The organism is Acinetobacter sp. 251-1 (assembly GCF_030329305.1).
Lineage (GTDB): Bacteria > Pseudomonadota > Gammaproteobacteria > Pseudomonadales > Moraxellaceae > Acinetobacter > Acinetobacter piscicola_A.
On the sequence record NZ_JACANS010000001.1, the window covers coordinates 70,208 to 91,679 of the forward strand.

Annotated in this window: 17 protein-coding genes and 2 tRNA genes; 7 read left to right on the forward strand and 12 right to left on the reverse strand. The window is 37.1% G+C overall.

The genetic code is table 11. The annotated features are described in order from the left end of the window. The first annotated feature begins 526 nt into the window (after positions 1-526). From HX129_RS00345 to HX129_RS00355, 3 genes are all read left to right on the forward strand, one after another. On the forward strand, positions 527-757 hold the full coding sequence (locus tag HX129_RS00345) for a hypothetical protein (protein ID WP_286435881.1): 231 nt from the start codon (positions 527-529) through the stop codon (positions 755-757). Between the two features lie 391 nt (positions 758-1,148). Further along, positions 1,149-2,756: a bifunctional 3-(3-hydroxy-phenyl)propionate/3-hydroxycinnamic acid hydroxylase gene (locus HX129_RS00350; protein ID WP_286435883.1), complete on the forward strand. Its 1,608-nt coding sequence runs from the start codon at positions 1,149-1,151 to the stop codon at positions 2,754-2,756. Positions 2,757-2,966: 210 nt separating this feature from the next. Continuing rightward, positions 2,967-3,803: a hypothetical protein gene (locus HX129_RS00355; protein ID WP_180046035.1), complete on the forward strand. Its 837-nt coding sequence runs from the start codon at positions 2,967-2,969 to the stop codon at positions 3,801-3,803. 165 nt (positions 3,804-3,968) lie between these two features. Here the strand turns inward: HX129_RS00355 and HX129_RS00360 are convergent, their stop codons facing one another. The 9 genes from HX129_RS00360 to HX129_RS00400 all read right to left on the reverse strand — a co-directional run bounded on the left by HX129_RS00360 (position 3,969) and on the right by HX129_RS00400 (position 13,913). Continuing rightward, positions 3,969-4,862, reverse strand: coding sequence for a LysR substrate-binding domain-containing protein (locus tag HX129_RS00360; RefSeq protein ID WP_180046037.1), 894 nt, complete (start codon positions 4,860-4,862; stop codon positions 3,969-3,971). A gap of 12 nt (positions 4,863-4,874) precedes the next feature. Beyond that, a complete protein-coding gene (locus HX129_RS00365; protein WP_416332287.1) occupies positions 4,875-6,065 on the reverse strand; it encodes an MFS transporter in 1,191 nt (396 codons plus the stop codon). A 5-nt stretch (positions 6,066-6,070) separates the two neighbouring features. Beyond that, the gene (locus tag HX129_RS00370) at positions 6,071-6,649 is read right to left on the reverse strand and encodes a TetR/AcrR family transcriptional regulator (RefSeq protein ID WP_130073873.1); all 579 of its coding nucleotides are present in this window, start codon (positions 6,647-6,649) and stop codon (positions 6,071-6,073) included. A 225-nt stretch (positions 6,650-6,874) separates the two neighbouring features. Then, a complete protein-coding gene (locus HX129_RS00375) occupies positions 6,875-7,396 on the reverse strand; it encodes an acyl-CoA thioesterase (RefSeq protein ID WP_130073874.1) in 522 nt (173 codons plus the stop codon). 140 nt (positions 7,397-7,536) lie between these two features. Further along, entirely contained in the window at positions 7,537-7,731 is a 195-nt protein-coding gene (locus HX129_RS00380; RefSeq protein ID WP_130073875.1) for a hypothetical protein, read from the reverse strand. A 169-nt stretch (positions 7,732-7,900) separates the two neighbouring features. After that, complete coding sequence (locus HX129_RS00385) at positions 7,901-8,872, reverse strand: patatin-like phospholipase family protein (RefSeq protein WP_130073876.1); 972 nt, start codon at positions 8,870-8,872, stop codon at positions 7,901-7,903. Between the two features lie 259 nt (positions 8,873-9,131). Further along, complete coding sequence (gene gltS / locus HX129_RS00390; protein ID WP_130073877.1) at positions 9,132-10,367, reverse strand: sodium/glutamate symporter; 1,236 nt, start codon at positions 10,365-10,367, stop codon at positions 9,132-9,134. 592 nt (positions 10,368-10,959) lie between these two features. Continuing rightward, positions 10,960-12,210, reverse strand: a complete 1,251-nt coding sequence (locus HX129_RS00395; RefSeq protein ID WP_130073878.1) for a DcaP family trimeric outer membrane transporter — start codon at positions 12,208-12,210, stop codon at positions 10,960-10,962. Positions 12,211-12,704: 494 nt separating this feature from the next. After that, positions 12,705-13,913, reverse strand: coding sequence for a multidrug effflux MFS transporter (locus tag HX129_RS00400; protein WP_286435953.1), 1,209 nt, complete (start codon positions 13,911-13,913; stop codon positions 12,705-12,707). 143 nt (positions 13,914-14,056) lie between these two features. On the opposite strand from HX129_RS00400, the gene yccS reads away from it, so the two are divergent. The 4 genes from yccS to HX129_RS00420 all read left to right on the forward strand — a co-directional run bounded on the left by yccS (position 14,057) and on the right by HX129_RS00420 (position 20,624). Further along, positions 14,057-16,231 (forward strand): YccS family putative transporter, encoded by a 2,175-nt coding sequence (gene yccS / locus HX129_RS00405; RefSeq protein WP_286435887.1) that lies wholly within the window; start codon positions 14,057-14,059, stop codon positions 16,229-16,231. A 103-nt stretch (positions 16,232-16,334) separates the two neighbouring features. Further along, complete coding sequence (locus tag HX129_RS00410; protein WP_130073880.1) at positions 16,335-16,895, forward strand: SdpI family protein; 561 nt, start codon at positions 16,335-16,337, stop codon at positions 16,893-16,895. Between the two features lie 154 nt (positions 16,896-17,049). Further along, the gene (locus tag HX129_RS00415) at positions 17,050-19,671 is read left to right on the forward strand and encodes a PepSY domain-containing protein (RefSeq protein ID WP_286435889.1); all 2,622 of its coding nucleotides are present in this window, start codon (positions 17,050-17,052) and stop codon (positions 19,669-19,671) included. 164 nt (positions 19,672-19,835) lie between these two features. After that, positions 19,836-20,624: a YdcF family protein gene (locus tag HX129_RS00420; RefSeq protein WP_286435891.1), complete on the forward strand. Its 789-nt coding sequence runs from the start codon at positions 19,836-19,838 to the stop codon at positions 20,622-20,624. A gap of 47 nt (positions 20,625-20,671) precedes the next feature. Here HX129_RS00420 and HX129_RS00425 read toward each other — a convergent pair whose 3' ends face one another. The 3 genes from HX129_RS00425 to HX129_RS00435 all read right to left on the reverse strand — a co-directional run bounded on the left by HX129_RS00425 (position 20,672) and on the right by HX129_RS00435 (position 21,472). Continuing rightward, positions 20,672-21,139, reverse strand: coding sequence for a DUF2750 domain-containing protein (locus HX129_RS00425; protein ID WP_286435893.1), 468 nt, complete (start codon positions 21,137-21,139; stop codon positions 20,672-20,674). Between the two features lie 84 nt (positions 21,140-21,223). Further along, positions 21,224-21,299, reverse strand: a tRNA-Val gene (locus HX129_RS00430). 96 nt (positions 21,300-21,395) lie between these two features. Next, positions 21,396-21,472, reverse strand: a tRNA-Asp gene (locus HX129_RS00435).

Consider the following 21,472-nt stretch of genomic DNA (forward strand, 5'->3'; position numbering starts at 1 on the left):
CATGCATAAAATTTCATTTTCAAGCTTAGTGTAGAGTGTATCGTGTATAGATTCATCGCTGAATATTTTAAAAACCATCTCTTCGTGCTAAGTCAATCTTTTTCATCATAAAATAATTGTTTGAATCTTATATATCATGCGCTAAATGCTTTATTTTTATATCTTTTAAATACATATCAACAGCTTATTTTGTGTTATTAGTTTTCCTAAAACCTATTGAATATGGCAGAAATCAGGGACATTTTGTTAAAGCTAAGTAATTTTTTAGACGATATTTTAAGCAACTTGTCATATTTACATACATTTTAAGGGCAAAAAATGCATTATTTTTCACATGAAGTACACAAAAGTTAGCGATTTATGTCTGCTTCGTAACCCAAACTGTTTTCCTTTGTTTAGAAGGTTGCCTAAATTTCATTCAGCACTTAGCATAATTTTCGTTCCCAATGATTGTTGTCACTTACTCAATCTACTCGACAATGTAAAAATCTTGGGAGTTATTTTTAAATGAATAAGGATGCCGAAAATGAAACTCGTTAAAACATTACTTGCAACAACTTTTGCTCTCACTGCTGCAACTGCTTCTTTTGCTGCTACCGAAAAAGCGGCTGATGAAGCTGAAAAAGTCATTGTATCAACACAAGAAGGTACAACAACTGAAGATGCGTCTGCTGCTGCACAACCATCATCTGAACAGCCAGCAACTGAAAGTGCTGTTGAAGGTTCAGTACCTGCTGCTCCACAAGCAAACCAATAAAATGTGTTGACCTCCCTCAAGATAACAATTTAAGTTAAGTCCGCTTAGCTTTAAAAAAACCAGATCAAGCTGCGATCTGGTTTTTTTGTACTTAAGTATTTTAGTATTGTTCTCACTCATCATTTTCTGCCAATATTTTAATCGATGTACCTTGATCAATGCTTATGATTTAAAATGATCCACATGCTTCATCATAGATATTTATAATGATTAGATTTAATAAACCTATACTAAATTTATAATTTTATTTATCATTTTCAAAAACTTAAATAAAAATAAAGATTATCTACTGCACTTTATTCGACTAGCTTTCCACTATGGCATAGCTAGGCTTAGACCTATATTTCAGTCATTAATAGCCCCATATTGTGATTTGAATGGAACCATCGCTATGCGTTCAAAGATTGACTACAGTACTGAAGTGGCTATTTTAGGTGCAGGTCCTGTGGGTTTAACCATTGCTAACTACTTAAGTAAACAGGGCGTAAAAGTCACTGTGGTTGAACAGCTCGACAGTCTGATTGATTACCCTCGTGCCATTGGGATCGATGATGAATCTTTGCGTACCATTCAATCACTGGGTTTGGTAGATCAAGTATTACCTCATACTACACCGAACCATGCGATGCGCTTTCTTACACCGAAAGGTCGCTGTTTTGCGGATATTCAACCATTGACCCGTGAGTTTGGTTTCTCTCGTCGTAATGCATTTATTCAACCGCAAGTCGACAGCGTTTTACTGCAAGGTTTAAAACAGTACCAAGGGGCGCAAGTTTTATTCTCTCGTCAGTTGAATGAGTTTAGCCAAGATGCCAACGGTGTAACCTTAAACATCCAAAATAAAGATGGCGACAAAGAAGTTATTCATGCGCAATACTTGATTGCATGTGATGGCGGTAACTCAATTGTACGTCGTACTCTAAATATTGGTTTTGATGGTAAAACAGCACCAAATCAATGGATTGTCATTGACATTGAAAATGACCCATTGGCAACACCACACATCTATTTGTGTTGTGACCCTGTACGTCCTTATGTGTCTGCAGCATTACCTCATGGTATCCGCCGTTTTGAATTTATGGTCATGCCGGGTGAAACTCAAGAAGAACTGAGCAAGCCTGAAAATATTGCCAAATTATTGTCTAAAGTATTACCTACGACCGATGGGATCGAAGTGATTCGTCAGCGTGTCTATACCCATAATGCACGTATCGCAGATAAATTCCGTGTAGACCGTATTTTACTTGCTGGTGATGCTGCACACATCATGCCAGTATGGCAAGGTCAGGGTTATAATAGCGGTATGCGTGATGCCTTTAACTTAGCGTGGAAAATGGTTTTAGTTGTGCAAGGTAAAGCAACGCCTGATTTATTAGACTCTTACCAAGTCGAACGTAAAGACCATGCCAAAGCCATGATCGACCTTTCTGTGATGGCAGGTCATGTACTTGCTCCACCAAAGAAATGGCAAGGTTTTGTTCGTGATGGTATTGCCTACGCATTGAACTACATCAAACCAATTAAACAATACCTATTGGAAATGCGTTTTAAACCAATGCCTAAGTATCATGACGGTGCTTTACTTGCAGATGGTCATAAAGACTCACCTGTAGGCAAAATGTTTATCCAACCACAGGTTCAACTTGAAAATGGTCAAACCGTTTTACTTGATGAAGTGATTGGCAATGACTTTGCCGTAATCGCTTGGGGTGTAGATCCGAAATGGGGCATCAACGAAGCCAATATGAAAAAATGGCAAGCGTTAGGGGTTAAATTCATCCAAGTATTGCCTGCCGTTCAGTTAGACAATGAAAAACGTAAAATCCATGATGGTGTGATTACCATTGGTGATATCGGTACCGAGATTCGTTCGTGGTTCGGCAAGACAGATCAAGCAATCGTCATTTTACGTCCTGACCGCTTTGTTGCAGCTTTAGCAATTCCACAAACCATGAATACGGTCAGTCAGCAATTATTTAGCAAACTCCATGCGAAATAACACAGCAATATTTTGATCATGTGCAAGAATCACCATGTTTCAAACATGGTGATTCTTTTAATGTAATTCATCCCTTCCTCTGTATTTCATTTTTGTTTTACACATTGACGTTATTCATTTTTCACCTCAACAGACTTCTGTAAATAAAAAGCTGTATTGAATACTAAATTTAAGCATAATATCATCATTCAAATTAAGCCTTTTATTCTTATGAAAAAAATTATTTTAATTGCATTTATTTCCACACTCATAGCCTGTTCAAAAGCCATACCCGAACAAAATGCCTCATCAAACCAAACGGAAGCAAGTATTTCACTACAACCTTCAAAAAATACTTTCGATAGCACACGCTTTATGCGTAGTGATGAGGCAGGACCTTTATGTCCTCAAGACTCCCTACAATGTTATGCTTATGCACAAGAGCAACTTCGTTCTAAATATCCTGATTTAATCCAAAAAATTGGCGATGGTATTAGTATTCAATTTTTTGATGGCACAATTAAAAAATATATGCCAAGTCGAGGCAAAGAAGATCATCCTGACTACTGTGAAGTCTGTGCTTATACTGTGGTCAATGAATATCCGGCGATTGATTCTTTACTTCTACATATTCAATATTATGAAGGCTCAAGTTATAGCGTGCTCAATTTAAAAACAGGTCGTGAAACCAGTCTGTCAGGTCTACCCACATTTAGTCCAGATTATAAATACATGCTGAGCATTAATAGTGACTTAGAAGCGGGTTATACTGACAATGAGCTCAATATTTACCAGCTTGATGACCAGCATAATCCTCAACTCATTTTTGAAGCAGTTAAAACCATTCCACAGTTTCAGAGTGAAAATAATATTGGCTTCTCTGCTGCAACATGGCTAGAAAACACAAAATTTATTGTGCAGTCAGACTATCTTTCAAATACCGAAAACTATTCCAATGACTATCCACATAAATTTTATCAATTTAGTTTAATGAATAATGATGCAACACCGCATTGGTCTGTCGAAACATTGTCAGAAGAAAGCTATCAGAAATTAAAAGATCAATAAGCAAATTTTCAGGTTTCACTTGGCGGCTATTAAATCGCCAAGTGCTGCCTAATGACTGATACAGCTTGCAAGCAAGCTACATTTGACTGAGTTAGGTTTAACATCCGTTTTGAACATGGTTTGAACTCATTTCCATCATTAAAACTAAACTCACCATGGCACCCGTCAAAACATCTCCATATAAAATTGCTCTTTTAAAATTTTTAAAATTAAATCAATGGCTTCATTCTTTTGATCTTTACGATAACTTGCATATAAACCAATCATCGGCAACGGCTCAAGCGTATTTTTCACCACGATCTTATCACCCAATAAGGGAATCACATAGGCAGGAACCAAACTCCACCCCACGCCCATCCCCACCAGATTGACATTGAGTAGAATATTGGTCGACTTCTGTACCACATTGACATTTAATTTTGATTGCTTGAAAAAATCCTGAATAATTTTATGTAGTTGTGGCGATGCATCTTCATCACTAATGACAAAATCTTGCTGATTAAATGACTTAATCCCGACATGCTTTTGTTGTGCAAAAGGTGAATCTTTAGGAATAATCAGAGTCAAAGGCTCTTGAAAAACCTGCATACTTTCAAACTCCTCGTCATCTCCAAGATAACGTGTGAAAGCAATGTCAATTTCCCCTTTACGCAATGCTTTAAACTGATCAGAATCAGTCAAACTATGAAAATCAATTTTAATATCAGGAAAATGTGCCCGAATATTGGGCATGATATACGGAAAAACTTTCATTTCAGCCACAGGAACGAAGCCAATATTCAGTTGATCTTTATGAATTTTAGCAATCTGACGTGCATCAAAAATTGCCTTTTCCGCATGTTCCAAACTGAGCAATGCTTCTTTTAGAAATGCCCGCCCTTCCTCAGTGAGCTCCACTTTTCGGTTGGAACGAATCAACAGTTGCACACCAACCTCTTGCTCTAAGTCTTTGATTTGTTGACTTAAAGAAGGCTGAACTGTAAACATCCTTTGTGCAGCTTTCGTAAAATTTAATTCCTCTGCCACTGCTACAAAATAGCGTAAATGACGTAATTCCATAGGTTTAGCCTTCTATTTTGCCGAAATTAGTTTTGGTGCAACGCTCATTTTGTATAACAACATGGTCATGAGTACAATCACTGCACAAAAAAGATATGTGAATTGATAACCCAAGTAAGCAATGATCAAGCCCATAACCACTGAACCAACTGCCATACCAAAATCAAACAAAGTGAAAAAAGTTGAAATCGAATACCCCATTCGCTCTTTGGGTACAGCTTGAATGGCAACGGTTTGAAAACATGGAAATAATGAACCATAACCGATACCAATAAAAACTGCTGCTAGCCACAAAATCCATTGTGAATGTACAAAACTGACAATCACTAAACCGATTGCAAAAAATACAAAAGATGGATAAATCACAGCACTCGCCCCTTTACGATCGTAAATTTTCCCAACCCAAGGGCGTACAATAATCATCGCCAACGCAAAAATAATAAAAAATAAGCTGACATATTGCAGTAAATTTTGCATTTCCGCATAGGCAGTAATAAAACTCATAATACTTGAATAAGAAAATGCAACCAGTAACGCCACACAACCGATAGGTACAGCACGTTGCTCAATAATATCTGAAAACTGCACACGCGTTTGAAGCGTTGTTTTTTGGTTTTTAACAGCAGAGTTTGATGCTAAAGGAATCATTAAACAAAAAATAAAACCAACACAAATAATTGCAGTCAAGACTTGAAAAACCGTTATAAAATCAGCATATTGCAAAACAGTTAAAGCAATCAATGGACCAAATACCACAGCCAAATTGGTTGACATCACATAATAGCCCATGCCCTCACCTTTACGTTGTTCAGGAATAAATTCATTGGCAATGGGCACGGCAACTGTCGTGAGAACACTAAACCAAATCCCATGAATAAAGCGAACAACCAATAAGATCCATAAATTATCTGCAAACAAATACGTAAAAGCACAAAGCACGAATAATAATTCAGAACCTCGAAAGGCGATTTTTTCCCCTATTTTTTCAATGATTAAGCCTGAAAATGGACGAATCGCAATAGAAGACACTAAAAATAATGTCAGGGCTAAACCAGCTTGCTGAACAGAGCCCCCCAAAGACTTTAAAATATAAACAGGTAAAATGGTTAAAAATGCAAAATAGTAAGTGAACAAGAATAAATTATTAAAAATGCATAAAATAAAGTTTCTATTCCACAGTTTTTCAGGCTGTATTGCAACCATGCGATTCATACTTGCACCTGTGTTTTTATTGTTTGAATAGGTGCTAAAGCCAATGCGACCAAATCATGAATATAGGCAGCATCAGGCATTTTATTAAAGAAAATAATTTGATAATGAATCGGAGCATAAATACTATCAAGCATCAATTCAAATGGATAATGTTCACAAATTTCACCCCGTTGAATTGCCAACTGAATCAGCTTTCGTGTTTCTTCTCGTCTAGGCAATAAATACTGCTGAAAAAACTCACCTGCTGCTTCTCGATTTTCCGCCATGACCACCAATAAAGCACGTCCGACTTGATGATCTAAGGCTTTGGCTAATTTTAATAATTGTTGCTCTAAATTGAATTGTAGACTTTGTGAGAAATCCATGTCAAAAATCGAAGCGGTATAGGCTTTAAAGGCTTCAAAAACTAAATCGGACTTGTGTTTCCACCAACGATAAATCGTTGACTTAGCAACACCTGAACGCAAAGCCACATCCTCAATCGTGAATTTACGATAATCATGCTCTTCTAAAGCTTCCACCACTGCATCCAAAATACATTGTTTACGGCGGGCGGTTTTTTCAATTTCCATCATCCCTGCACCAAACGATACGCTACGTTTCGTTTGATTTTAAGAAATCGTGTCTGTCTTGCTAAATAGTTTTTTCCTTTCAGATCATCACTAAAAACAATCAATCGATTGCATTGTTTTTTATTTTTATAAAATTTTAAAAGCATGTTTTGAATAAACTGATGTTTAGAAAATCACTTTCAATGGCATTGTTCACCCATAAAAAAACCTCCTAACAGGAGGTTTTTGTCAGCTATTTGAGCTTTTCTTATAAATACTACATGATGGATGATGGTTTTCTTGCAAACGAGCAACTTTACGATGCTCCGCAGCTTCAAAACGGCAACGCTTCCAATCATTGTCTAAATTTAAAGGCGGAATTTGTTTTGGCTTACCATTTTCATCCACAGCAACCATCGTAAAATAACAACTATTAGTATGACGAATCGAGCGCTTTTGAATATTTTGTGCCTCTACACGAATGCCGATTTCCATAGAAGTACGACCAACGTGATTCACACTCGCTAAGAATGTCACCAACTCACCGACATGAATCGGCTCTTTAAAGTTCACTTTATCCACTGACAAAGTGACAACATAACTGCCCGAATAACGGCTTGCACATGCATAAGCAACTTGGTCGAGCAGCTTTAAAATTGTACCCCCATGTACATTACCTGAAAAGTTTGCCATGTCAGGGGTCATCAAAATAGACATCGTTAATTCAGATTGGTCTTCTGTTGTAGGGATCATTTGATCGAGTGGTGACATTATTTTCTTGACTCAGTGTTAAGACAGGAGATAGAGAACTATTATTATATATCTTTTCAAGCAAAAAAAATGTTTAATTCGGCAATTGACCATTATCTGACATGATATTGTTTGATTGAATCATTTATAAAATATATGGTTCATCCCTTTTCATCATGATTTTTTTCAATGAGACGTAACATTTCCATGGGAATATTGTCATAGCTAAGATCGTGTTTACTCATACTACACAATTGGATTTCATAAGATTGATCCAAATTTATTTTTGTAACCACAAAGATCACTTCAGGCTGTGTTGCGAGTTTTACTTGTTGACCGACTGCAATTTTCGTCATTTTAATTTCATAATCCTAATCATTAATATTTGTTCAATATTAAATTTTTTGGATTATAAATTTTTCATTAAAGATAGTAAATTTAAATTAATGATTTTTAAACCCATAATATAACCAAATCACATTATTTATTTAAAAATTGACTCATGCCATAGTTCAAAACGATCAATCAATTATGCACGGTCAATTCAGAAAACTGCCCATTTTGTTGATCTTGTTTCTTAATATTTAACACAGTTTTAATATCGTTCAGTCGCTCATTGGCAGCATCTCGTCCAACTTGCATGGTGTATTCGCGAGTTTTTACATCAAAAATATGTGCTTTTTCACGCAGATCAGGCTGTATGACAATATCAGCACTTTTTAGTTCTTCCGCTGCCAAATGACTTTGCATAATATTAATATTTTGGTTAAACAATCCCCACATGTTGGTGGTTTCAGTATAAACAGGTTGCGCTAAGATATTGACTGCAATGACAATATCAGCACCAAGCTCTCGTGCAACTTCTACAGGTACAGGACTAACTAAGCCACCATCAACATATTCATGCCCTTCGATTTGAGTCGGAATAAACATACTTGGAATAGACACTGAAGCACGTACAGCCTGCCCAGTATTCCCATAATTAAAAACAACTTTTTTACCATTTCTCAGTTCAGTTGCGACCACATACATCGGTATTTTCATGTGTTCAAGTGGCTGCTGTCCGACTTGAGCATTGATATAATCTTCAACTTTTTGACCATCAAAAAAGCCTTTCATGCCTATTTTAAATTCACGAACATCTTTAACTTTCAAATTTAAAGCGATTTCACGTAATTCTTGCGCAGATTTACCACTCGCATACAGTGAACCGACAATACTTCCTGCACTCGTTCCGACGATAAAATCAGGCTTAATTCCTTGTTGTTCTAATACTTCAATGACACCAATATGTGCATAACCTCGTGCACCACCACTGCCTAAAACCAATGCAATTACTGGTTTTTTTTGAGAATCTTTAAATTTATAAAAACTTTTGTCGAGCTGAGAGCGTGCTACAGCATGGGCTTGCACAGCTGCTGTACTCTCTAAAGGCACACTTTGACAGCCAATCAGCATAAAACTACAACTGACCAACGATAAGATAATTTTTTTCATAAAAATATGATTCTCACTTTTACATATATCACAGCACAAATGCAGCCAAAAAACTGTTAAATTTTTTTGTCATATTTAAAACATATAATCAGAAAATTGTTGTATAGCCTCATCACGAGACAAATGACTCAATAAAAATATATAAACGGTTTAATTTGTAGTTCAGTCGTTTCATTTTTAAATAATACTTTTTTGCTCACATCTATTTTGAAATAATAAAGAGAAGCCAAAATCTTTAGCTTCTCTTTGCTGCGATTAGTTAAACAAAAAACTTCAAGATCAACTGAATCACTGTGGCATTAATCAAGTCGACAAAGAATGCACCGCATAAAGGTACAATCAGGAATGCTTTATGTGAAGGACCATACATATTGGTGATGGCTTGCATATTTGCAACCGCTGTTGGTGTTGCGCCCATCCCAAAACCACAATGACCCGCAGCTAATACTGCTGCATCGTAGTTTTTACCCATAACACGGAAAGTCACAAATCCAGCATAAAGCGCCATCGTTAAGGTTTGTGCTGTTAAAATCACCACCAATGGACCTGCTAAATCTGCTAATTGCCAAAGTTTCAATGATAACAATGCCATCGCCAAATATAGTGATAATGCAGCATTACCAAATACATCAATCGCACGATCAAACATATTAATACGTAATACACTTTCTAAGATATTACGTAAAATAACACCACCACCTAATGCCCAAACAAAAGTGGGTAATTCAAACCACTGCCCTTTACTAAAGCCTGTCATAAATTCAGCAAAAGCCAAACACGCTGCAAATAAACCTAGAGTCGTGATTGCATTATCAGCAGTAATCAAGCGGACTTGTTGTGGATATTCAAAAGGAACATATTCACCTAAACCACTCAATGGCTCACTGTTAGCATCGTCTACTTCACTGCGCGTTCTCGGGCTAGCAAGTTGATAACGGTTAATTAATAGTTTTGCCAACGGCCCGCCAATGATCCCACCAATAATCAAACCAAAGGTCGCGCTCGCCATACCTAAAGCCAATGCACCTTGGATGCCGTGTTCAGATTCTAAGATTCCACCCCAAGCACCCGCTGTACCATGACCACCTGTGAGGGTAATTGAACCTGCGATAAGACCAATTAATGGATCTAGACCTAAAGCAGATGCCAAACTCATTCCCACAATATCTTGCACAATAATAAATGACGCGACGCAGACAAGGAAAATAACCAAGCCAATGCCACCTTCTTTAAGTTTGGCAAAGTTTGCACTCAAACCAATAGAAGCAAAGAAAACAAGCATAAAACTTGTTTGTAATTCACTACTTGTGGTAATACTATAGCCAAATAAATTATGTACAATCAAAGAAATAACCGCTGCAACCAAACCGCCTGCAACGGGTTCAGGAATATTATATTTACGTAAAAATTCAATTTTTTGAACAAGGAAACGCCCTAATAACAGCACGATGACGGCTGCTATCAGCGTATAAAAGGCATTAAAAGTAAATTCCATCATTATTTCCATTTAATTGAGGTGATACTTTTTGTTCTACAGTCTTATTTATACTTAAATATTTACTTCAAGTATAAGCGGATAAAACTGCACAACGAAAAGACAGATAGAACAATTAAAGTTCTGAGTTAAATTACCCCATGAGTGGCTATATTTTTTGATGGATAAAAATATGATAAACATATTAAATCTATTTGAGAAATCATCATTATTCCTTCTATCATTGATAAAATGGATAGTTTCATCAAAAAACATCAGAATTTACAGCCTATCCCAAGGGATCACATCGTGAATAAACTGAAGCAACAACATTCAAGTGTAAAAATGCTGTCTTAACTATTATCGCTTTTCAAAACATGGTTTTTAGCGACTTTAAAAAGATCGAACATTATGCTTAATTTCAAAAAAATATCAGCTTTTTTTACAAATTTATGCCTTTTTCCATCCTATTATTAGACTAAAGTTATAGATAGCGCTTTTATAGTGATAAATTTTAGCGTGAAGATAAAGTATAAATTTTTAGCAATATGTAAATAAAAACAGGAACTCATAGAGTTCCTGTTATTTTCATCTTCTGGTCACTTAAATGTGATTAGAAGTCATATTTCGCCATCAAACCTAAACGACTATCACGACCTTTTGCACCGCCTACAGTTTCACGCTCACCATAGACATATTCAGTACCGAATGTAATTGGTTTCACAGGGCTATACATCACGTTTAACCAACCTTGTTGTAACTTTTCATTCGCATCAGCGCCTAAAGTACTATCATCATAAAATGCTGCACCATAACCAATAGTACTGCGTAATTTAGGTGTAATCTTATAGGTTGCCCCTACAGTTACTGCATCAATATCAGTTAAGTCGATATCTGTTTTATTTGTTTCAACTTGGTATGGGTTTTCTGTATACAATAAGAAGAAGTTATCACCTTTTACATGAGAATAATCACCAAATACGGTTAATTGTTCAGCAAGATTCAGTTTAGCACCCAAACCTACCCCCCAACCAAACTCAGTTGCGTCATCAGCAGCACGTGCACGTACTTCTTGAATCAAAGCACGACCTGTTAACAAAGCAGTATCACCCAATTTATGGCTAATTTTTGCAGTTGCCGCAGGTAAACGGTTTTCGTCACGACCTTTTTCTAAACCAACAAAGTATTGAGTATTTGCGTCTAGTTTATCGCTATAACGAACCATTGGAGTACGTTTTGTTCCAATCCCTAATGGTGAGTTGAAATCTAACATTTCTGGCTGAGTTTCAGTTGATAAGAACGATGATGTCGTTTGACCAAATAACCAATTATTATAGTTTAAGTAAGCATGACGAATACGTACTGTGTCACTTGAACCACGGAAATCGATTTCGATTTTACCGCCAACATCCGCACCTTGAACTGGCGCTTTAAAGTCTAAACCAATACGTGATGTTGCTGCTGTACTATAAAGGCGATCATCATTTTTTTCATCGCCTGCTTTATTAAGATCAACCTCATTGATACGGTTAAAAATACCGTCACCACCTTTTGCTTGATAAGAAGCATCTGCACGAACAAAACCATAAAGATTTACATCAGCACCCGTTTTAGATTTTAAAGAGGCTAAAGGTGACTGTGGTGCAGCAGGTTGAGCTGCGACTTCTTGTAATGTAACTTGTTGTTGCTGTTGTACTTGTTGTTGCTGTTGTACCAATGCTTTTAAAGCTTCAACCTCTTGACGAAGTTGTTTAATTTCCTCTTGATCAGATGTTGCTGCGTTTGCTGTCGTAACCATCAATGCTGTTACGGTTAGGGCTAAGCTCTTCAAAACAAATGTTTTACTGCTGAGGAATTGACTCATGAAAAACTCCTAGTTTTTAATCCTGTTGTGCGTCCGTGCAAGCATTGGTTGAATCCCCCCTATATCATGTTGAAACAACCAATATTTTTTGTGATCAGCAATCATTTCTTAATCTGCTAAATCAACAGATGCACTTCTGCTTTTTTGTTAAATTATGAAAGCGTTAAACTTAAGTTAAAACATAAAAGTAACATTATGTGTAAAATAATAACACACTTGTAATTTATCTTAACTCAACAGCTTTATTAAAATCAGTTTTAACGAATAACATTGTATTTTCAATTCTTATTTCAGATTAACTTTGCATTTTTTGTTATATATTCTTACATTTATGCTGCAAAATAGCAGATCATTATTTTATGACTAAGACTAATGTCTAGGCATATTTCTATGACTTTGCACAAAAATATGAAAATTTGATGAAGTATCTTCCTCAATTCCTCCCCCACCGAGCGCCATAAGTATCACTTCAACGTTAAATCAACGATGATTTTTTACTGCTGTAATTGCAACTCTTTTTTAACAAACAAAATGGCAATCCCCCCTGCGGCAGTAAATCCCAGCATTAAAATCCCCATATTTAACACATGATTAAACATTAGAAAATTCAGTAAAATCCCACCCACTAAACCACATGTAAATTGAGCACTGCCCATAATTGCACTGGCCGTCCCTGCGCGTTCACCTTGTTTAGACATTGCCAAAGCCATTGCATTGGGGCCTGTAAAACCAATTCCTGAAACAGTGAAAAACAGTCCCACCATCACTACCCAAAGCGGTGTATCAAGAAATAATCCTGAAATAACGATCAGCATAGAACCCAAAATTTGACTCAATCCACCCAATTGCAAACGCTGCACGACAGAGAATTTTTTTGCCAATTTTTTATTTAAAAATGAAATACACATAATACCTAAGGCATTAAAACCAAAGGCATAAGCAAACTGTTGTTCATTCAGATGGTATTGATCCATCAATACTGCAGCGGCAGAACCAATATAAGCAAAAAGTGCAGCCCCTGTTAAACAACCTGCAAGCATAGGTAAATAAAAACTACGATCTTTGCAAATCTCTACATACAGTTGTAAGACTTGTCTCATATTGAGTTGTAAACGGCGTTCTACAGGCAATGTTTCTTTAAAGAAAAAATGCACACATGCCAAACAAAAAAAGCCAATCAACATTAAGACAATAAAAACAGCATGCCACTCAAAAAAGTATAAAATCCAAGCACCCAAAGTTGGTGCGAGCACAGGTGCAATCCCCATAACAATCATCATACTGGCAAAAGCCTGTGCTGAACCTTGCACATCGAGTTGATCTCGAATGGCTGCACGTGCCATCACTACGCCTACGCAACCTCCAAGCGCTTGCAACACACGTGCCGCAATCAACGACCATTGATCATTGGCTAAAACGCACAGCAAACTCGCACAAGCAAATAAGGTCATCCCAAAGTACAATGGTTTTTTACGTCCAATGCGGTCACTGATTGGACCATAAATCAATTGCCCTACAGCCAAACCAAAGAAATATGCGGGCAATGAATTGGCAACTTGTTGTGTCGAGATATTAAAGTCTTGCGCCATTTGTGGTAAAGCAGGTAAATACATGTCGATCGACAAGGGTCCAAGCGATGTAAAGAGTGCGAGTAGCAAAATCCAACCCATTGAATATTGCGCTTTGACCTGTTGTTGAGACATAGAAAGTATGAATTTAATCGGAGGAAATGCAGACAAGTGTAACGCTTGCATTGTATTATTTCTATTGCTGATTAATTGAAGTTTCACATGTTACGCTTTGATTATTTTTAGACTTATTAAAAAGTGCTACACAAGGAATCGTTTTGAACACATGGCTCAATCGACTTAAAAAAGCAACCTACAATACCAGTATTATGTATAACATTCGCATGATTATTGCTTTTGCAGGGACGGCTTTTGTACCGTATTTCTTAGACCAGCAGTTGATGACCATTCCTTTAACTTTAGGTGTCGTAGCGGCAGGTTTAAGTGATATTGATGATCGTTTTTCTGTGCGCATCATGAACTTGGTCTATACCTATATTGGTTTTTTTGTGACTGCTGCCTCTGTGACCTTGCTCTTTCCTTATCCGATATTGTTTGCATTAGGGCTAATCATCTCCTGTATTGGCTGGATTTTATTAGGCTCCTTAGGTCGACGTTACGCCACCATCTCTTACGGTTGCTTAGTCATTTCAGTTTATTCGATGCTCGGTGTGCACTTGTTTGAACCTTGGTATATGCAACCCAGTTTATTGGTCATTGGGGCTGCATGGTATGGACTGATTTCAACCATCAGTTTCTTATTATTTCCTGTACGCCAAGTACAAGACAAACTTGCACAATGTTATTCGGCTTTAGGCGATTTTTTATTTTCAAAATCCAATCTGTTTGATGTTGATATGACTTCTGAAAGCTATCAACAGAGTATGATCAGTCTATCTATGGAAAATGGTCAATTGATTGGCATTTTCAACGATATGAAAACTGCCCTATTGACACGTTTAAAAGGTGACCGTGGTCAACGTGATACGCGCCGCAGTTTGCAATACTACTTTGTCGCACAAGATATTCATGAACGTGCAGATTCAGCTCACATTGATTATCAAAAATTAGCTAAAATATTTGAACATAGTGACATTTTATTTCGCTTCCAACGGATTTTATCCTTACAAGGCAAAGCATGTAAGGATTTGAGTGACAGCATTCTAAACCGTACTACTTATCAACATAATGCGCGTTTTAGTCATGCTTTTAAAAATTTGAGACATTCTTTAGAACGACTGCGCACAGAACAAAATTATGATCAAATTTGGGTCAATGCGTTATTTTCCTTATATCAAAATTTAAAGTCGATCGATGCCCAACTCAAAAATGTCGAAACTGAACGCCATATTAAATATGATCAAAGTAAACACATCGAAAACCAACTCAAAGATGATGACTTAAAAGGTTTGGATGATATTTTCAGTCGGATTAAACAACATTTAACCCCTGAATCAGTCCTATTCCGTCATGCGATTCGGGTATCTGTGGTGCTGTTTATTGGTTACATCTTTGTACAAATCACTAAAATTGAATATGGCTATTGGGTCTTACTCACTGCGCTTTTCGTCAGCCAACCCAACTTTAATGCCACCAAGCGTCGTTTACGCCTAAGAATTATCGGGACTTTGGCTGGGATTATTGCTGGTTATGCGATTCTCTATTTTGTGCCGACTGTAGAAGGACAACTCTTATTACTCATTCTAAGCGGGGTTTTATTCTTCGATTTACGCAGTAAACAATATGCTCAAGCAACTGCTTTCATTACGATTTTAGCGCTCATTAATTTTAATTTAGATGGTTTAGGTTTTGAAGCCGCATTGCCCCGTCTAATTGACACCATCATCGGTTGTGCTTTTGCATGGTTTGGTGTGAGCTTTATTTTCCCAGATTGGAAATTCCGCCGCTTACCACGCACCATCAATCGTTCTTTAGAATCACAATGTCAGTATTTGGCTGAAGTTGTTGATCAATATCATCATGGTCGTAACAATGCGCTGAATTATCGTATTGTCCGCCGAGCTGCACATAATACCGATGCCGATGTTGCATCATTAATTTCTACTTTAGCCACTGAACCCGATTTTGACCCTACACAAAAAACCTTGGCATTTGAGTTTTTATGTTTAAATCATACTTTTATTAGCTATATTGCAGCATTAGGTGCACATCGTGAAAAAATTCATGATCCAGAGATTTTAGGTTTACTCGATCAAGCACTTGATGATATTAAAGGTGCGTTATTAAGAGACGAAATGCCTGATTTAACTGCACATAATATGTTGCAAACCATTCGTTTACGTTTAAATCAGTCTGATGAAGACTCAGCAAAAGCTTTGATTATTTTACAACAACTGTCTTTAATGTTTAGCATTTTAAAACAACTCAGTACGCTCAAACAAAGTTTAAGCCACGAACGAGATGACCAGTCAACTGAACTTGCTTCACTGTAAACTCAATGCATTTTGCAGGTATTTTGGTAGAATATACTGACGATTTGAATGTAAATAATGCTAAACTCTGCTTAGCTCTATATATTTTTTTAATACTGACATTATGACTGCCAAAAATCTTTACGCTTATACCCTACAACCTGTGCCGTATGAAGTTACTGAGGCGGAACAACGCAATGCTCAATTAATGATTTGGCGCAGTACCAATAAAATTGGTACCAAAGCGTGGGCAATCATGGGTGTGATTACCGCATTATCTCTACTTGGTCTTATTTTTATTAAAAATTATTCCACTGTCATTTTTTGGGTCTTGCTTGCCTGTGTTGCAATTTACCTCCTTGTACGTAAATTTGGCTTGGAATGGTATGTTAAACGTAAGATGAACGAATTCCCAGTGCAAGAAATCAAAGGCATTAAACTCGGCGTCCAACCCCACGGCATCGTAATGCGTCAGCAAATGGGCATGCAAGAAGGTGTTGGAACGATTGGTTGGAAAGATATTTATGAATGGTATAATACCCCAGATTTTTTATTGGTGAACTTTAAAGTCAAAGGTCAACAAGGTGCTTACATCCTTCCAAGTCGTATGAACAGCAAGAACTTTTCTTTTGAAACCGTACGCAAACATTTAAAAGAAACTGTAGGCGAACCAAAAACGCTTTAATTTCATATCAATATTAAGCCTCCTGTTAAGGAGGCTTTTTTAATGCATAAAACATAATGATAATGAGAATAAATATTATCTTTAAATCCATTCTCTCTACAATTTATTCAGTTATAATTGCCACATTCAAATTCTGCCTTTTACCTGAACACACATGTTTAAAAAAATACTTTTCCAACTTCATTGGTTTTTCGGGATTACTGCTGGCTTGATTCTCTCCATTATGGGGGTCACTGGTGCGATTTATTCTTATGAACAGCCGATTCAAAAATTACTCAATCCAGACAGTTATACGGTACAAGTCGAAAATCGAGCAAAACTTAGCCCTGCTGAAATTTATCAACATTTTCAGACCACACAGCCTGAAATCAAGATTAATAGCATCACCATAGACCAAGCGCCAAATGCCAGTTCAAGTATCAATATTGAGAAAGAAGGTGCACGTAAAGGCTTCAATATGATGATCAACCCGTACACAGCAGCAGTACTTCCTGATATTAAAGGAAGAGAATTTTTTCAATTTGTTCAACAATTACATCGTAATTTAACCGTTGGACCCGTCGGTAAACAAATTACAGGTGCATGTACCCTCATTCTGATTTATTTCATTCTCAGTGGTTTGTACTTACGTTGGCCTAAAAAACATTCATTGAAACAATGGTTCAGCATTAAACCTCAACTCAAAGGCCGTAACTTCCTCTGGGATTTACATGCGGTTGTTGGCACTTGGGTGGTCATCTTCTATCTTTTATTAGCTGTAACAGGCTTATATTGGTCGTATGATTGGTGGCGTAATGGCATGTACACAGTTTTAGGCGTGGATCGTCCACAACCTGAAATGCAAGCAGGTGCAGGTAAAGCAAAACCAAATGAACATGCAGTAACTGAAGCTCAGGCAAAAAATGAACGCCGTGGTTCAGCAGAAGGTGAAAGACAAGGTAAAGGTCGAGATAAAGCCAAAATTGATCCAAGTCAAATTGTCATCGCTTATACACAAACATGGACGGGCTTTCATGCACAATATAAACAAGCGTATTCATCAATCACCCTCTCTACTCCGAAAAAAGCAGATGGTGTCATGGACGTTTCTTTTGTAGATGCGATTCCACAACATGAACGCGCTCGTAACAAAGCAACGTTTAATTATCAAAACAATCAAATTGAAAAAATTGAGCTTTATGAAGATAAAAAGCTCAATGAAAAAATTATGAGCAGTATGTTACCTGTGCATCGTGGTAGCTTCTTTGGTCCAATTTATCAATTCTTGGTCATGTTGGCTGCACTCTGTATGCCATTATTCTTTGTGACAGGTTGGATGCTGTATCTGAAACGCCGTAAACAAAAGAAATTAACATTAGCTGCACGCAACCAAACTGCAATTGTTGATATTGATCCAAATGCTACCCCTTGGCTGATCAGTTATGCGTCGCAAACAGGCGTATCTGAACAATTGGCTTGGCGTACAGCCACCAACTTACAAGCAGCTCGTCAACCTGTGACAGTCAAAGCAATACAAGACTTAACCTTAGCAGACTTGCAAAACTCCCCACAAATCTTATTTGTAGTCAGTACTTATGGCACAGGCGAAGCACCTGATTTAGCCATCACATTTGTCAAAAAATTAATGACACAATCTTTAGACTTAAAACATCTAAAATATGCAGTTTTAGCTTTAGGTTCACAAGAATATCCAGAGACTTATTGCAGCTTTGGTCATCAACTCGATGCTTGGTTACAACGTAATCACGCACAAGCCTTGTTTAAAACCGTTGAAGTCGATAATGGCAATGCCACTGATATTGCGAAATGGACATCTGCCCTTGCACAAATCACGCAACTTAAACTCAGCAATATGAGTATTGAAAAAGTCTTTGATCAATGGACATTAAAGAAACAACAATTACTTAATCCACATAGCTTAGGTGCACCAGCATTCAATCTAGAATTACAAGCAACACATGAAGTTACTTGGCAAGCAGGTGATATTGCGGAAATTCAAACAGGAAATAGTCCTGAGCGTATCCAAGCATTTATGCAAAAATATCAAATTTCAGCTCAAACACCTGTAGATGGACAAGATCAAAAGATTCAACATGCGCTGTGGAATCGTCAACTCAATGTCGATGTTGAACCTTTTGCCAACATGCAGCATTTACTTGAACAATTACCTATATTACCTACTCGAGAATATTCAATTGCCAGTATTCCATCACAGCAGATTTTACGTTTGGTAGTACGCCAACAAAGCGATGAAAATGGTGAGCTTGGTTTAGGTTCAGGTTGGTTAACACAACATTGCCAAGTGAATGATCAAATTGCGATGCGTATCCGTACCAATCCGTCATTCCATTTAATCGATGACAATCGCCCAATTATTTGTATTGGTAATGGAACAGGCATTGCAGGATTGATGAGTTTGATCCATAGTCGTGTGCGCTCAAGTTATACAGATAATTGGCTGATCTTTGGTGAGCGCCAACAAGCACATGACTTCTTCTTTAAAGAAACCTTAGAAGCATGGCAAACCACAGGAATGCTTAAACATTTAGATCTGGCATTTTCACGTGACCAAGTCGAGAAAGTCTATGTGCATCATAAACTCCGTGAACAAGAACAACGATTAAAGGCTTGGATCACACAAGGTGCTGTCATCTATGTTTGTGGTAGCATTCAAGGCATGGCAAGTGATGTTGACCAAGCATTGGTAGATATCTTAGGTGAACAACAAGTCAATCAGTTACGTGAAAATGGTCGCTATAAACGTGATGTGTACTGATTTATTTTTAAATTTTCCAAAAAATTAAAATCAAACCGAGCCACATGGCTCGGTTTTTTTTATTTTGCTCACTATCAACTGACTTTACAATTTCAACGCTCAATAAAGCTAAGGCTTTGTTAAAATAATAAATAATCTTGTTTAAAATGATGATAATAGCGCGAATGAAGTTCTCTATTTTACTGCGTAGTAGCTTATTTATTCTAGGTCTCGTCCTATTTGGAGATGGTCTTATTCTTATTTTGCAAAATAAAATCCATCTAGGCACAATTCTGCCCTTTTGTATTGGACTATGCTTTCTCATCTACGTGATTTTTTATCAAAAAATTCAAAATATGCTACAAAAAAACCTAAAACTAAAAATATTTTGGCAAGTGGGATGGGGTTTCTTTAGTCTATGGGCTATCAGTGTCTTGGCTTTTTTTATCTACTTACATGAACAAACCCAAGCAAACACCCCAATAATACAAGTCGATGCCATTATTATTTTGGGTAGCGGTATCATCCAAGGTCGTCCCTCACCTACGCTCGCCTCACGCCTTGATACAGCAGCAGCGCTTGCATACCAACAGCACCCACAGGCATGGATCATTGTCAGTGGTGGGCTAGATTATGGAGAAAACATTACTGAAGCAGAAGTCATGTCAGCCTATTTACAAGAAAAATATCACTTAAATGCTGCCAAAATTTTAGAAGAAGATCAAAGTACAAGCACAGCACTCAATCTAAAAAATAGTCAGAAAATTTTACAAGCACATCAGCTAGATCTGAATGCAAAAATCACCATAGTGACCAGTGATTTTCATACCTTACGTGCAGCAGCAATTGCAAGGAAACAAGGCTACCAAAACTTTATAACATACAGTGCCAAAACACCATTAGCAACACGCTACAACGCTTGGTTACGTGAATACTTTGCTTACCTGAGTGGTTGGTTACTTCATGAATATTAAAAATAAATCACACATAAGGTGATATTCTCACCTTATATTAAACCAACTTAAGTATGATGAATTCTAATTTTGCGGGGTAAAGGTAATTGATTATTTTGAAATAATCCAGGTTGTTCAAGATATAAAGCATATAAAGCCTTTTTCATATCGATCAAAAACTTACTACCAGATACTAAAATATTCTGTCCCTCAGGAGTTAAATTGACTGACAGTAAAGTGTTATTTTCTATAATAAATGGAATTACTTGCTCAATAAAAGCGACCAAATCAATCTCTTGAATAGAGTAACGAGCCCAATTATCTTTAATCAATAATTGCGTTAAACTTCGACTTTGCCAAACTGCAAATGCCTGCTGACCTGTAGGTGTTGCACACAACGCCCAACCTTCATCATATAAAGCATAGACTTTGGCTTGAGCAATAATGGTTTCAATAAAATGTCGATATTGATCTTCGGCAGATAATGCAGTTTTTTGAGTATTCGACGCAGACTTACGCTGATAAGGATTTCGCATATTTTCGTAATATAATTAAATTTTTTATCCCTATATATTACAGGAATTTTAAAAAATATGAAAAGAAAATAAAGAGATAAAATATGGTGGGCGCTGACGGGATCGAACCGCCGACATTCTGCTTGTAAGGCAGACGCTCTACCAACTGAGCTAAGCGCCCTGAGTCATAAAAATAGCATTGCTATCTTTATCGTGCAAGATCAACACATGGTATCAACTTGCTTTATTACAATTCCAAGATCAGGTATCAAGGAAATGGCGCAGCGGACGGGACTCGAACCCGCGACCCCCGGCGTGACAGGCCGGTATTCTAACCAACTGAACTACCGCTGC